The sequence below is a fragment of the Rhizobium sp. CB3171 genome (assembly GCF_029714265.1).
Lineage (GTDB): Bacteria > Pseudomonadota > Alphaproteobacteria > Rhizobiales > Rhizobiaceae > Rhizobium.
Map to the genome: position 1 here is coordinate 183,123 of NZ_CP121655.1, position 14,204 is coordinate 197,326.

A 14,204-nucleotide genomic window follows, 5' to 3' on the forward strand; every position below is an offset into this window, starting at 1 on the left:
TCGGCGCTTTGGTTGACCTGGTCGGTGAAGCGGCCAACGCCGATGCCGATCGAGGCGCCACTGCTGGTCGAGACCTGATGCCGAAGCCGGAGCGCTTGTCGCTCTTCGAGGTATCATCGCTCTCATGGCCCGGCAGGATGTTGATGTCGCCGGTGGCCTTGCCCGTGACATCGCCGTTGGTCGCCGCGATCGAGGATCCGATGATGTTGAGATCGCCCTTGGTGGCGTTGAGCATGATGTTGCCATTGGCGGCAGTGAGTGTCGACCCGACGTTATCCGTTGAGCTTTCGCTGATCGTCTTATCGTGGCTGCCGTAGATCGAGATAAACCCGCCGCCCGAACCGACGCCGATGCCGGACTTCTTCGTCTGCTTGTCGCTCTCGTGCTCTTCCTCTGCCGCCATGACGGTGACGGTCGAGCCGGAGAGGCTGAGATCGTTGCCGGCGGTGACGCTCGAGCCGGAAACGACCGTCTCACCGCCAGCGGCGACGTTGACGTTGCCGGATGCCGTAATGGAGGAGCCGACGGTATCCTCGTCGTAGGTGTGCGTATGGGTCTTCTTGGAGGAGAGGAAGCCGCTCGACTTCTGGTCGGAGGTCGTTTCCTCCGTATCCTTGCCGGAGGCGACGACGATGTTGCCGGCAGCACTGATATTAGCGCCAGCCGTGTGGGTCGCATCGCCGGCGGTGACGTCGGAAGCCGAGATCGTGACGTTGCCACCGCTGGAGGCGATGTCTACGCCGGTCTGGCCGGAGATCGTCGATCCCTCAGCCGTGGTCGTCGTCTCGCTGCTCTTGGTATTTCCGGACTTGCTTGAGGAAGAAGCGCTGTCGGCCGCTTCGCCGATGGTGATGTCGCCCTTAGCGACCAGGGTGGCGGTGCCTCCCTTGGCGGCGATATCGGACCCGATGACGCTGAGATTGCCGGCATCAGCCTCGACGGTCACTTTGCCGTTCTCGGAGGTGATCGACGAGCCGTTGCTGGTCACCGAAGTCGAGGACGAGCTGCCGCCCTTATAACCGGTAGCGACACCCGCGATCGTCTTCGACTGGCTCGTAGTCTGATCTTCAGTCGCCGTGATCGCGATGTTGCCGTTCGTCGAGACGATGCCAAGATTGCCCTTGGCATCCAGCGTCGAGCCGGCGATCAAGACGCCCTGATTGCCGGACACGGTCATGGCGCCGCCGGCGGTCAGTGACGAGCCCTGCTGCATCTGGCTGGCGGTCGTGGTGATGGTGCCGCCTTGGGCAAGGCTCAGCCGGTCTTTAGTGAGGACGGTGTTCTCGACGCCGGCGGAGATAATGTTGACCGAACCGTTCGAGGAGAGGACGGAAAGGTCGCCGCCGACCTTGGCGGAACTTGCGATAATGTTGACGCCGTTCGTGCCGGCGATAGAGAGATTGCCGCCCGTCGTCACAGTGGTGCCGATGAGCGCCTGCGTGCCGCCATTGTCCTGCTTGACGGCGCCAAGCGTTACGGTCTTGCCGGAAAGCTGCGCCGAGCCGCCGGCGGCGACCTTGGTGCCGGTGAGCGTCAGGCTGCCGGCGCCGGCATCCATCTTCAGATTGCCACCGGCGGTGACCCCGCCGTTCGCGGCAACGACGGTCTGGCCGCCGATGTTCATCGTCTGGGCGGCCAGCGTGATGCCGTTGGTGGCATTGAGGTTCATGTTGCCGCCGGCGAGGAAGACGCCGCCATTGGCCTTGATGTCGGTGGCATTGATGGTCATGCCGTCGGCGGCAGCGATCGCGCCGGAATTGTCGACGGAGCCGGCATCGATGCTGACCGTGTTGCCGGCAATGACGGCGGCGCTGTTGTTGACCTTGGCGCGGTCGGCGGCCGAGAGATAGACGACCGGCACCAGCACCTGCGCACCGTCGACGATCTCGGTCTGGTAGATGACGATCGACTGGGTGAGCGACGCCGCCTGCTCGGGCGTCAGCGCCTGGCCGAGGGCAAGGCCGTTGGCCTCGGCATAGGCGACACCATTGTCGAGAAGCGTCTTCATCTGATCGGTGGCATTGTTGCCGGGGATGAAGGAGCCGGCGCCGAGGCCATCGCCGACCAGTTGCCGCAACTGCTCGTCAATGAGCTGGTTGTCGAAATAGGCGTCGCCGAGGAAGGGAACCTGCGTCTCCGGCGTATAGCCGATCCGGTCGATAAAATAGGCCGAGCCGTAGAACTTCGATACGTCGAGGAAGGCTGCCCGCGTTTCGAACAGGAAGACCTGGCCCGGCACCGTGCCGCCGACGCCGCCGCTTTGCGGCTTGGCAAGCGAAGCGAGCTGAGCGCCATTCACCTGCAGCATCTGGGCAAGATTGCCGCTGTTGCCGATGGCGGCGGTGAGCTTGCCCATCAAGCTGTTGGGATTGACCGAGGCGCCACCGGTGGTCAAGGCAGTCGAATTGATCGAAGGTCCGCCGGCGGCGGTCACGCCGTTGCCGCTCAGCGAGGCGCTACCATTCGCTGTCAGGCTGCCGCCGCTAATCGAAACGCCGTTAGCGACAGCCACGCTGTTCCCGTCCACTGAGGCGCTGCCATTCGCCGTCAAGCTACCGCTACTGATCGAGGTACTGCCTGCAGTCAGGCTGCTGCCATTGACCGTCGGACCGCTGGCAATCGTTGTGCTAGTGCTTGCAAGCGACGGGCCGCTACTGAGGCTGGCACCCCCATTGGCGGCGACGCTGGCGAGCGAAGCGTTGACGTTGAACAGGGCGCCGCCGGCCGTCATGCTGTTCAAGGCGCCGAGCGGATTGCTCGCCGTCGCCGCAGCATCGATAGCCACCCCGCCGTTGATCGAGCCATTGGCGGCGACGTTGTTGACCGTGCCGCCGCCATTGATGACGAGCGCGCCCCGCGCCTCGATGACGCCCGAGATCGCGCCGATCGCCTGTAGGCTCACCGTGGAGCCGGCGGCAAGGTCCTTGGAAGCGTCACGATGACCGTTGGGATTATTTGAATAGGTGAGCGACGGATCGTTGCTGCCGATGCAGGGATTGTTGGGGCCGCTGCAATCCGGACCGCCCTGCGTCGTGTCGGATTTGATGACATCGGGATAATATTGGCAGGGGTGGAGCTGTCGCAGGTGGTCGTGATGGTGCGGTTCAGCGTCGTGCCGTCGTTGGTCAGCGTGCCGGCGACGGTCAGCAGCATGTTGCTGTCGGACTCGATCGAGCTATAGGCGTTGGTCAGATTGATCGCATTGATGGTCAAGGGACCACCGGCACGGATCTTGGCCGAAGCGCCGGCGCCGGAGATCAGTTGATCCTGCGAGACGATCTGGCTCACCAGATGGTCGACGGTCTCCGTCCAGGCATAGGTCGGCTCATGTTGTCCCGAGCCGGTGCCGCACCGCGTCTCGCACTTGTAGGTCTCGGTGATCAGATCATAAGCGCTGAGGATGGTGTTGGAGATCTGGACATTGCGCTGGATCACCGGTCCGGAGGTCGTGGTGTTGGTCAGACCGTTGGTCAGGATCGACATGCTGCCGCCGGACTGAATGAGGCCGGCGGAGTTGACAACGGCGCCATTGCGACCACCGCCTGGCCCTGCAATGGCAAGACCATTACCGGACAGCAGAGCCCCTTGATCATTGGTGAGCACGCCGCCGACGAAGAAGTTGGCGTTGTTGCCGGCAAAGACGAGGCCGGAGGGGCTGTTGTAGAAATCCCCTGATACGTTGAAGGTGAGATCGTTGCCGGCGGCGAGCTGACCGCCATTACCGAGCGACGGCAGATTAAGCGTCAGGTCGTGCGCGGCAAGCAGCGAGGTGCCGGCCGTCGTGGTAAGGCCTGCGGCGGAAACGGTGATGTCGCCTGAGCCGCCACCGTTGGTGACGGCGCTGACGTCAGCATTGGAGAGGTCGGCGTTGCCGGAAAGATTGAGTGTCAGGCCGCCGAAGACGAGATTGCTGCCGGAGAGGTTGGCGGAGGATGCGTTGACGATCAGCGTGCCGGCGCCGGCAATCGCGCTGCCCCGGCTGCCGGAAAGATCGAGGGCGCCGGTGTTGAGGGTGAGATTGCCGCCGACACGGGTGGTGCTGGTATAGCTGATGGAACCGGGTGCGGTGAGCGTGGCATTGCCAAGGCTCTGCAGGCTGGCATAGCCGATGTTCTGCGTTGCCGTGGCGGCAACACTGCCGCCTGAGAGCAGTACATTGGCGTTGATGCTGCCGCTGGAGGCGGCAAGTGTCATCGCGCCGGTGTGCTGCAGCATCAGGCTGCCGCCTGAGGCCGCACTGGTGGCGGCAAAGTCGACGCCGGACACCAGGCTGTTGATTGTCATCGACCGGGCAGCAAGATTGGCGTTGCGCGCGGCCAGCGACTGGCCGCTAAGCGTGATCGCATTGCCGGCATTTACCGTCAGGTCGCCATGGGCAACGGCATTGGTGCTGACATTGCCCGCCGCATTGGCGGTGATGCTGCCGGCGGCCATCAGGCTGCTGACAGAGATGTCGCCGGACGTCGCCTGCAGCGTCAGATCACCCGCATTGCCGAGAACGATATTGCCGCTTGCCGATTGGCTGGTGGCGGTAAAATCGACGCCGGCGACGATGACATTGCCGCTGATGCTGGATCCGGTGATCGAGACGTCGCTGGCGCCAAGAAGCTGGCCGTTGATCGCAATCGCGCCGGGGCTGGTGGACGAGCCGATCGCCACCGTGCCGTGGCTGGTGATATTGCCGCCGGTAAGGGCGCTGGCCGCCACATCGAGACTGCCGGCAACGATCAACGTGCCGGCCGTGACGCTTGTCGCAACGATGTCGAGATCGCCACTAGATCCGAGAGCGATGGCGCCGTTTGACGATTGCGCGGTAGAGGCAAAATCGACGCCGGTGACGGCCTGACCGACCTGGACGGCCTGGCCGGAGAGCGAGACATCATCGGCGCTCAGAAGCTGGCCGGTGACAATGACACTGCTGCTGCCGGCAAGGGTGACATCGCCATGGGCGGTGACGGCGCCGGCTGTAATGGTGGCAGCGCTGGCGTCGATATCGCCGGCCGACAGCATGGTCGACGTTGCAAGACCGGCGGAGGCGTAAAGATCCATGGCGCCGGACGATGCCAGCACGATACTTCCGCCGGCGGCATTGGTCGCGGCAAAATCGATGCCGGAGATCAGGGTGGGGGCGCTGATGCTGCCGCCATTGATGGTGAGGTTGCCGGCGGCAAGCACCTGGTTGCTGACATCGACATTGCCGAGAATACCGACCTTACCGTGGCTGGTGATGCCGTCGGCCCGAAGATTGGCCGCCTGTGCCGTAAAGTCGCCAGCCGACAACATGATTTGCGAGACGATATCGCCTGTCGCGGTGAGGTTCATGGCACCCGATGATCCGAGCACGATATTGCCGCCGGCTGTGGTGGTGGCGGCAAAGTCGATGCCGGAGATCAGCACCGGCGCGCTGATGCTGCCGCCGTTGATGGTGAGATCACCGGCTGCCAGGATCTGGCTGGTGACATCGACGTTGCCGTTGATCCCGACCTTACCGTGGCTGGTGATGCTGCCGGCCTGAAGATCGGCAGCCGTCGCAGCAAAGTCGCCAGCAGACAGGATGGTGCCGGCTGTGGCATCGCCGGAGACGGTGAGGTTCATGGCGCCCGATGATCCGAGCACGATATTGCCGCCGGCCGCATCGGTCGCGGCAAAATCGACGCCGGACACCAGAAGGCCGGCACTGAGGCTGCTGCCGTCGATGGTGAGATTGCCGGCCGACAGCACTTGGCCGCTGACATCGACGCGACCGGTTCCGGTCGTCGTGCCGCTGGCCTTCAGATCGACGGTACCATGGCTGGTGATGCTGCCCGCCGTCAGGTCGAGCGCTTGCGCGGTGAGGTCGCCGGCGGACAACAGCGTGCCGATGGCAAGATCGCCCGTCGACGTCAGTGAGACGTCGCCGCTGGATGTCTGGATGATATTGCCGCTGGCAGCCGCGGTGCTTGCGAAATCGACACCGGAGACGATGGCGCCGGCGGTGATCCCGAGCCGGAGATAGTGATGTCGCCGCCGCCGAGGACTTGGCCATTTACGGTAGCCGCACCGGCAAGCGTGATGTCCTGGTGCCCGGTGATCGCGTCGGCAGTGAGAGTGGCCGCGCTGACATCGATGGCGCCGGCAGCCTCCATGGTCGATGCCGCAGCATTGCCGCTGACCGCAACCGTCAGATCGCCGGTCTGGCCAAGGACGATATCGCCGCCGGCAGCATGACAAGGGTTTGGGCACTTAAGCTCTGGCCGGTGATCAGCACATTGCCGGAGCCGAGCACCTGACCATTGACGACGATGGCGCCGCCGAGCGTCACATCGCCATGCGCCGTCATGGCATCGGCAGTGACGGTCGAACCGGCAGCGCTGAGATCGCCCGCCGACAGCAACGTGCCCGTATTGATGTCGCCGGCCGAGGTCAGCGTCAGATCGCCACTGCTGGCAAGGACGATGTTGCCACCGGCGGCCACCGTTGCGTCGAAGTCGATGCCGGAAACGACCGCACTCGCTGTGATGCTGGAACCGGAGATGTCGATGGCGCCGCCGCCAAGGACCTGGCCGCTAACGGCAGTGGCGCCGGAAAGGGTGATGTCCTTATGTCCGGTGATCGCGTCAGAGGTAACGGAAGCTGCACTGATGTCGATTGCCCCGGCGGCCTGAATGGTCGACGCCGCGGCGGCGCCGCTGACCGAAACGGTCAAGTCGCCGGTTTGGCCGAGGACGATAGTGCCATTGGCAGCATTGGTGGCATCGAAGTCGATACCGGCGACAAGGGTCTGAGCGGAAAGGCTCTGGCCTGTGATTGAGACATTACCGGAGCCGAGAATTTGGCCGCTGACGCTGATCGCACCCCCGAGTATCACATCAGCATGCGACGTGACAGCATCGGCGGTGACGGTCGTGCCACTGGCATTGAGATCCCCCGCCGACAGCAGCGTGCCGGCGTCGATATTGCCGGTCGAAGCCAGCGTCAGATTGCCACTGCCGGCAAGGACGATATTGCCGCCGCCGACGGATGTGGCAGCGAAGTCGACGCCGGAAACCACGGTGCCGGCCTGGATGCTGGAGCCGGAGAGGTTGACGTCTCCGCCACCCAGGACTTGACCGTTAATCCTGGTCGCGCCGGAAAGGCTGATGTCCTGATGACCGGTGATCGCGTCGGCGGCAACTGTGGTGCCGCCAACGTCGATGACGCCGGCTGCCTGGATCGTCGACGCCACAGCCGCGCCGCTGACCAAGACCGTCAGATCGCCGGTCTGGCCAAGAACGATATTGCCGCTAGCGGCATTGGTGGCGTCGAAGTCGATGCCGGCGACAAGGGTCTGTGCTGACAGGCTTTGGCCGGTGATCGAGACGTTGCCGGAGCTCAGAATCTGGCCGCTGACGTCGATCGCACCGCCGAGCATCACGTCACCATGGGCTGTGACGGAATCCGCGCTGACACTGGTGCCCGTCGCGTTGAGATCGCCGGCCGACAGCAGCGTGCCGGCATCAACGATCCCTGTCGAAGCAAGGGTCAGATCGCCGCCGTTGGCAAGGACGATATTGCCGCCGCCAGCAGACGTGGCGGCGAAGTCAACGCCGGAGACGACGGCGCCGGCCTTGATGCTGGAGCCGGAGATGTCAATGTTGCCGCCGCCGAGGACTTGGCCGCTAATGTCCACGCGACCGCTTGCGGTCGTCGTGCCGGAAAGGGTGATGTCCTTGTGGCCAGTGACAGCGTCAGAGGTAACGGACGCCGCAGTGACGTCGATCGCACCGGCCGCCTGAATGGTCGAAGCCGCCGCGCTGCCGCTGACGGAAACCGTCAGATCGCCTGTCTGACCGAGGACGATAGTGCCATTGGCAGCATTGGTGGCGTCGAAGTCGATACCCGCGACGAGAGTCTGGGCCGACAGGCTCTGGCCGGTGATCAGCACATTGCCGGCACCAAGGATCTGGTCGGTAACGTCCACGCGACCGCTTGCGGTCGTCGTGCCGGTCGCGCCGCCGAGCATCATGTCGCCATGGGCGGAGATATCGTCGGCCGCAATGGTCGCGGCGCTGGCAGTAAAATCGCCAGACGACAGCAGCGTTCCGGCATTGAGCGCGCCGGAGGCGGTCAATGTCAGATCGCCGGTTCCGGCTGCCGTGGTACCAAGGACAATCGTGCCGCCGGCCGCATTGGTGGCGGCGATATCGACGCCGGAGACGAGGGCATCGGCCGCGATGCTGGAACCGGAGACGCTGACATTGCCGGCGCCGAGGACCTGGCCGCTGATGTCAATACGACCGCTGCCGGCCGTCGTGTTGGTGGTGCCGGCAAGGGTGATGTCCTTATGGCCGGTGATGGTGTCGGCAGTGATCGTCTGACCGACCGCATCGATCGCGCCGGCCGACAGGATGGTGCCCGCCTTTATGGCGCCGGCGCTGTCGTTGATGATCAGGTCGCCGCTATTCGCCAATACGATATTGCCGCCGGCCGCCTGGGTCGCGGCAAAGTCGACGCCGGAGGCGAGAAGAGCGGCGCTGACGCCATTGGTGTTGCCGTTGATGGTAACGGTGCCGGCAGCAAGCAGTTGGCTGCTGACATTAACGCCGCCATCGATGTCGACATTGCCATGGCTCGTCAGATTGGTCGACTGCAGCAGTGCCGCCTGGGCCGTCAGATCACCGGCCGACAGCAGTGTATCGACGTCGATCGTGCCGGCACCGGCGGTCAGATCGAGCGTGCCCGAAGACCCGAGAGCGATAGTGCCGCCCGCTGCATCGGTGGCGGTAAAATCGACGCCCGAAGCAATTGTTGTCGCCTGAATGCCTTGGCCGTTGATGGAGACATCGCCCGAGGCGAGAAGCTGGCCGGAAATGTTGGTGGCGGCGTTGATGCCGACAGCACCATGCGAAGTGACATTTTGGGCCGTCAGCGACGTCGCATCGACCGTGATGTTGCCGGAGGACAGCAGGCTTGCGGCGCTGACTGCACCACCGGTCGCCGTCAGTTGCAGGTCGGCAGCACTCGCCAGCACGGTTTTGCCGGCCGCATCCGCCTGGGTTGCGGCGATGTCGAGGCCGGAGACGGTGGCGCCGGTTGAGATCGACCGGCCGGTGGCGGCAATTGTACCCTGAGCAAAGACTGTGCCGGCAATGGAAATATCGAGGCCGGCATTGAGGCCGATATTGTTGTAGCTCAGCAGTGAAGCGGCCGAGATCGAACCGGAGGTCGCGGTGATCGACAGCGCACCCGTGCTGTTGGCAGATCCCGTCAAACCGATATTGCCGGCAGAGGCCAAAAGCGTCGCCGTTCCCCCGGCCGTGACATTGGCGGCGGCAATACCGCCGGCCGAGCTCATCACCAGATTGGCGGCGCTGTTGCTGTCACCCGAAACACTCAACAGGCCGCTGCCGCTCGACAGGGTAATATCGTCGTCGGCCGCGACCGACTGCAGGGTAATACCCTGATCGGCCTGAATGGCGACCTTCGCCTTCGAGCTCACCTTGGCCGCCGTCACCTTGTTCTTCGAGGTGATGCTGACGCCCTGGCTGCCCGAGGCATTGCCGATCGAGATCTTGCCGTCGGCCGACAGCGACAGTTCGCCGGCATTGGCGGCCATGTCGCCACTCATGTTGACGCCGGCACCCTTCTCGGTGACGACGATCTTGATGCGGTCGGCCTGCATGGCGCCGAGCGCCGTGCCGTCGATGGCATATTCCGGTGTGCCGGAGGTGGCGGTCAGCGCCGTCGCCTCGCCGGTCGCATAGTTGTACTGACTGGCGCCGCCTGTCAGCCGGACGGTCTTGCCATAGATCGGTGCGTTGACGTGGATATTGCGCGCAACGACGTCGAACAAGTCGACGGAACCCGGAGCAGCTGCGAAGTTGCCCCCTGCCCCTTCGAAGGTCACGTCGCCGCCATTGACGGTGAAACCGGTCAGGCTGCCGTCGGCGCCGATATTCGGAACACCGGTCGTCAGCGTTGCATGCGGCGTGTTGATGAAGCCGCAGCCATTGCACGAGATTCCGTTAGGGTTAGCCACTATGACATCGGCGCGACCACCGAACACTTCTATTGGACCATTCAGCGCCGAGCGATTGGAACTGGTCACCTCGTTCAAAATGACCGAAGCCGGGTTTGAGGCATCGAGGTTGGGATTGCCAGGTGTTACGCCGCCGAGGTTCGAGGTGCCCTGCTCGCCCTTGAAGTTGTTGAGGATCGCGCCCTGGGTACCAACCGACAGGCTGTCGTATTTGTTGTGTGACAGGCCGGCGGCATTCGGGGTGACGATGTCGATCAGCGGTACGCCGTTCGGCGCAGCGCCGACACTCGGCTGGTTGGCGGTAGGCGCCGTCGTGCTTGCGGAGACGGATTGGGCATTAGCAATCGCCGGCTGTAAAAACAGAAGCGCGCTGAGGGTGACGGCCAGCGATTGCTGTCCGAGGCGCAGGAGCCGGTCAATGGCATTGCTTGCCGACCGAAAGACAATCCGCTCATTGAACGATTTGCCGGAATCCTGCCTTGAATGCTTGCCCACGATACGCTCTCGCCCTTTTGAGGCTAGGCCACGTCCGCGGATCTCGCAGGACAATGTCGCCTATATCTTGCCTCGCCCGGACCGCGTCATGCGGCACCCTGTTGATGGTTTGTCTTGATCGAGTTGGCGGCGGACGTCAATTCACTACACGGATATGGAGAGCAAATTTTGAGGAGTTCGCGTTAATTTGGTAAAGCCAGTGTGAATTTTGCACCAATGACTTTGCCTAACGCGGACAGAAACATGCATAGCGGATATTTCTTCGAAGGTGCGTCAGCTCTTGCGGCGCGATGACGGTGGGCGGGCTATGACGCGATGCTCGAGCACGAAACCAGGCTCTTGGTCGCGCAGCACGTTTGACAGGCGGGCAAACTGCCCGCAGGCATGACAACGGAACAGGCGGTCGCCATTATCCGAAGCAAATCCGCGATAGTGCATCTCACCCGTCGCGCCACAGTTCGGGCATGGGATATCAGGTCGGATCTCCATGCCAAGCCGCACCTTTGCGTCCCAATGGCCGGTCGGATCGAGCTGCAAGATCCACTCACGCGTTCGTTCGATCCAGCGCTTTACCGTGACGGCCTTCACGCCGATAGCCTCGGCTGCTTCGGTGACTGGCCGCTGTTGCGACAGCAGGCAGATAAACAGGCTAAGCTTCCGAAACTTCAGGCCCGACAGCGGTGTCCCGGTGGTGCGCCGAAAATGCACATCGCAGGCGATGCACCGAAATACCGGCAGAACCGGCTTCGGATGGGCTGCGCGTGTCGCGAGCACCGTCTGTCCGCTTTCGCAATGTGGGCAACGCGGTGGCGCTTCGGACAGAGACAGGATCTCGTCAAACTGGCCTTGCAGCCAGACACTAAAGGCCTTGTCTTCTGTTTCGGGAATGGGCCGATAGTGCCCCGTCCGCGGCAACATGGGATCGAAGGTGCGTTTCGGAAGGGCGGCTTTCGTCATTTCGGCACCGTATCGACCAGTCATTACGCCGTCCATATCGGTGGGGAGGATATCCACGCAGATCACGGGTTCTTCACGGCAGCCACCTGACGGCCAATGCCAAGCTCATGCTCGCCGGGCCGATTGTTCGGTGCTCGACAAAAACTGCTTCAAGCTTAATCCGGCCCACAAAATGTAGGGCGGAATGGCAAGCGAATAATGACCACAGTTTAATTCCAGGACATTTGGCCGAGCGCCGGCGTCCTCCAGCCTTTGCACGAACCTCTGCGATAGTTCTGGCAAAACCACCTTGTCTCTCTTAGCCAGCACGACATGAAGAGCGAGATCCGGTCGTGCGAGTTTTTGTACATAATTCTCGAGGTTGAGCGGGCCCCAAGCCCTACGGAGGTCGGTCAGCTTCATTTCAGGCTCGAGGCTTTCACGTATCGATCGTGTCGCGCGCCCCGTCCAAACCATATCGGCGAGACTTCCCGCCGTCAGAAATAACGAGGCTTTCGACACATTCGCGTCGTGCGCAGCGATCAACCCAGCGACCCAGGAGCCCAAGCTCGTACCGAGAACCGAAATCTCTCGATAGCCTTCGCTTTTCAACCAACGTATGAGTTTTCGGCCATCCCAAACCGCCTGCCTTACGGATTGGATCGTTCGACCGAGATTAGGGCTCAGCATATAGTCGGCATACACTGCCCCCGGACGTCTCCGCTCGAAATGATAGGGCATGGCAATCTCGACAACCGTGATGCCACGCTTCGAGAAAAAGTTGGCAATCTGGCGATTTCGGCCGCTTGCATTCCAATGGTGAAAAATCACCACGGCCTGATCGAACGACCCGCTTTCCGTGATTTTCGCCCAAACGACATTGTTCTCTTCAACGTCGGTAGACATGTCCGACGGAAACTTCAGCCACCCATCTTGCCTTTGAAAGCCTTGGTCGCTCCGACGCGGCTCTTCGAAGAAGGATGGATCAGACACGGCCCGGTCCGCAAGAACACAAAACTCCTCGAGAGTTGTTATCTTTTCGGCGTCTGCAAAGGCGCGTTCCGCGTCAAGGACGAGGGCCGTTCTTTCCTTTCCCTCCTCGCCGCGCCGCGCCCGCCGCTCATCCCAACGATCTAGCCAACTATGATACACCCTGATTTCCCACCTCACTCGTTCGACGATGCCCAAACCCTGGATCGCAGAGGCCGTATATCCCGAGGAGCACGGCAATGCTGAGAAGGATCGAAAAGCCTGCAAACGCATCGATCAGCAAGTAGCTAACAAAGAGGAACGCGACGACCGCCGACATCTTCCACAAAGGCAAATGAAATCGATGTCCGACGCCTAAACGGATGGAACCGTACAGAAAAACAACGCAAGTCGAAACAGCGACAAGAAGGCTGCTGTAATGCGTCGGCATTCTATAGCTGAACCTGTTGCCAACATCTGCGTGCTGACGCAGGGCTGATGACACATCGCCGACAAACCAAGCCACAATGTCCTCTCGATTCGATGTCAGATAGGAGCTTTGCGCCTTCATGCATATGGCGACCAGAATACCCAACACCGTGCACCGAAAAATTCCGTGCATCAGCCTCAGGCCAAGCTCGTTGAGCTCGTGTCGGTATCCCACCTCCGGTCGGGTCTTCGATGCCCCCTCAATTTTCCAAAGATCATGGACCATTGTGTGAAGCAAAATGAGACCGACGAAGAACAGGTAAAAGCACAGGCACATGTACAGATATGCGAGCGCTGTGAACAAAATCGACATTGGCACCGATATACGATCGGGGCGCACAATAGCTAACGTACCCCAACTTATCGCGTAGTCGTTACCGCCTTTCATCAAAGGGATCAAACATACGCCGATCCACTGAAAAAGACCGGCGAACAATACGCAAATCAAGAAAACGGCCCAATATGAATAGGAGGAAGCCTCTACATTGCGGCCCCAATCACGGTCGCTTTCCATCTTGTCGCCCCGCGCCAAAAGCTTTAAGCGCCCTTCGGCTTTCCAAAAAACAAGCAGCTCTATGACGAGCGCAAAAAACAGTGGCAAAAGCACCATGAAGAGGAATGTCCAATTCGGTGCCCAAAGAAACCCAACCTGTTTCACGACGCCGTCCGTACGGGCGTAGGTAACGCTGTGAATCCCCACAATATACGACAAAAACCCAAGGGCGGAGGCACCCGCAAATACCGAAGCCGGCAAATTCAAGGGAGATCCGCGACTAAAAAGCGCTTCCGATTTTGTCGCCAAACTGAAACGCCGCTCCGCCCGCTTGATATCGGTCTCCCGTGCCAGCTCCGCCGGGGATCCTGTCTCATCCTCGACGGTTGCAGTCCATAACGTATCCGGAACCGCAAGTGCCGCGCCGCCTCCCGATTTCTTCGAATCTCGCCTCTTGGCCGCTAACCGGGATTGCGCCTCGCTAAGCTCCATCTGCCATTCGCTGGTTGCTTCCGGATCGTCGCACCCAAAAATCCTTGCCAGCCAACGGATGTTGGCAGTGCTAATTCCCTTCTCGTTCTCTTGAAACCAAAGCTGTACCGTTCGCGGATCCACCCCAACCCGGTTGGAATCGATCTGTGAAATCGCCTCTGCAAGAAGCTCTGGCGTCCATGGTCCCTCAGGAAAACCATCGCTGCCCAATGGCCGTCCCGCTCCAGCCGCAGCCAATCGCTTGAACAATTCTTTGAAGTCGCTCCCGTCCTTCGGCGGAGGGATAAAAAATTTTCCGTTTTTTAACAAAGGCTTATCGGCTTTGATTTCGTT

The 14,204-nt window shown here is 61.6% G+C and carries 6 protein-coding genes and 1 pseudogene; all 7 read right to left on the minus strand.

The features are described 5' to 3' along the window. Window positions 1-94 precede the first annotated feature (94 nt). Window positions 95-2,731, minus strand: a pseudogene (locus QA648_RS37125) (hemagglutinin repeat-containing protein); the annotation flags it as partial. A 167-nt stretch (window positions 2,732-2,898) separates the two neighbouring features. Next, window positions 2,899-5,850, minus strand: coding sequence for a hypothetical protein (locus QA648_RS35335; RefSeq protein WP_283054837.1), 2,952 nt, complete (start codon window positions 5,848-5,850; stop codon window positions 2,899-2,901). A 32-nt stretch (window positions 5,851-5,882) separates the two neighbouring features. Further along, window positions 5,883-6,125: a hypothetical protein gene (locus tag QA648_RS35340; RefSeq protein WP_283054839.1), complete on the minus strand. Its 243-nt coding sequence runs from the start codon at window positions 6,123-6,125 to the stop codon at window positions 5,883-5,885. A 35-nt stretch (window positions 6,126-6,160) separates the two neighbouring features. Beyond that, window positions 6,161-10,492: a filamentous hemagglutinin N-terminal domain-containing protein gene (locus QA648_RS35345; RefSeq protein WP_283054840.1), complete on the minus strand. Its 4,332-nt coding sequence runs from the start codon at window positions 10,490-10,492 to the stop codon at window positions 6,161-6,163. Between the two features lie 273 nt (window positions 10,493-10,765). Further along, on the minus strand, window positions 10,766-11,473 hold the full coding sequence (locus QA648_RS35350; RefSeq protein ID WP_283054841.1) for a DUF746 domain-containing protein: 708 nt from the start codon (window positions 11,471-11,473) through the stop codon (window positions 10,766-10,768). An 81-nt stretch (window positions 11,474-11,554) separates the two neighbouring features. Next, on the minus strand, window positions 11,555-12,580 hold the full coding sequence (locus tag QA648_RS35355; protein ID WP_283054842.1) for a dienelactone hydrolase-related enzyme: 1,026 nt from the start codon (window positions 12,578-12,580) through the stop codon (window positions 11,555-11,557). Beyond that, the gene (locus QA648_RS35360) at window positions 12,570-14,180 is read right to left on the minus strand and encodes a hypothetical protein (protein WP_283054843.1); all 1,611 of its coding nucleotides are present in this window, start codon (window positions 14,178-14,180) and stop codon (window positions 12,570-12,572) included. The genes QA648_RS35355 and QA648_RS35360 overlap by 11 nt, the downstream gene beginning before the upstream one ends. Window positions 14,181-14,204: the final 24 nt, after the last annotated feature.

Bases quoted from the DNA above. Each gene is read 5' to 3' on its own strand.
- QA648_RS35340 (WP_283054839.1), bottom strand. From the start codon at position 6,125: ATGGAGGCTGCCGGCGCCATCGATGTCAGCGCGGCCACTCTCACTGCC.
- QA648_RS35350 (WP_283054841.1), bottom strand. From the start codon at position 11,473: ATGACTGGTCGATACGGTGCCGAAATGACGAAAGCCGCCCTTCCGAAA.